General features: G+C 76.8%; 2 protein-coding genes. Both read right to left on the bottom strand.

Features of this window, described 5'->3' with window-relative positions; translation table 11 throughout:
• Positions 1–531: hypothetical protein (locus E1166_RS30620; protein ID WP_132271214.1), on the bottom strand; the 531-nt coding region annotated here is incomplete at its 3' end.
• A 51-nt stretch (positions 532–582) separates the two neighbouring features.
• The coding region (locus tag E1166_RS30615; RefSeq protein WP_243710618.1) for an SAV_6107 family HEPN domain-containing protein at positions 583–803 on the bottom strand (221 nt) is incomplete at its 5' end.

Below are 803 nucleotides of genomic sequence, written 5' to 3'. Positions count from 1 at the left end.
CTCCCACACCCCACGGACCACCTGGAGGGTGACGTCCGCGCCGTCCCACCGGCCGTACGGGACGAGCACGCAGCCGCGCTGGCGGGCGCGGGCGGCCAACCGGCCGGCGACCGAGGCGGAAACGGCCTGCGGCACGGCGGTGACCACCACGTCGACCCCGTCGATCAACGCGGCGACCACGGTGGGCCACTCGGGGCCCGGGTCGGGGACCAGGGCGAGCCGGTCCAGCGCGATGCCCAGCTCGGCGGCGGCACCCGCCCCGAGGGTCGGCACCCCGACCACCGCACACCAGGAGCCGGCCCGGGACGCCTCGGCGAGCAACGCCAGGACCAGCGAGGTGCCGCCGCTGCGCCGGGGGCGGCTGGCGGAGACCGCGATCGTGCTGCCCCGACGCAGCCCCCGGTACGGCAGCAGACCGGTCAACTCGGGCGCCACCGGGAGCGTCCGGTGACCGCCGGCCGGGTCCGGCGCGCTCGCCGGGCGGACCAGAGCGGCCAGTGCGGCGGAGCCGGCCATCATGCGGCCCGCCATGGGCTCAACCCCCCGTCGTGGTGATCGTGGTGGTGCTGGGTCGGGCCGAGGTCAGGCCGCGCGGCCGTCGAGGGTGGGCTGGTGGACCAGACCGAGGGCGGTCTCCACCACCGTCACGAACTGCTCGGCGGCCCGGAGCAGATCGTCGGCCTCCCGCGCACTCACCACCCGGGGTATTCCGGCCTCGGCTGCGGCCCGCTTGCCGGCGCCGGCGGCGAAGTAGGCGGCCCACTCGTCGAGTTCAGGAGCGACCGTGGTGAGCAGCACCCAGA

The organism is Micromonospora sp. KC213 (assembly GCF_004348325.1).
Classification (GTDB): Bacteria; Actinomycetota; Actinomycetes; order Mycobacteriales; family Micromonosporaceae; genus Micromonospora.
This window is presented reverse-complemented; position numbering and strand designations above follow the sequence as displayed.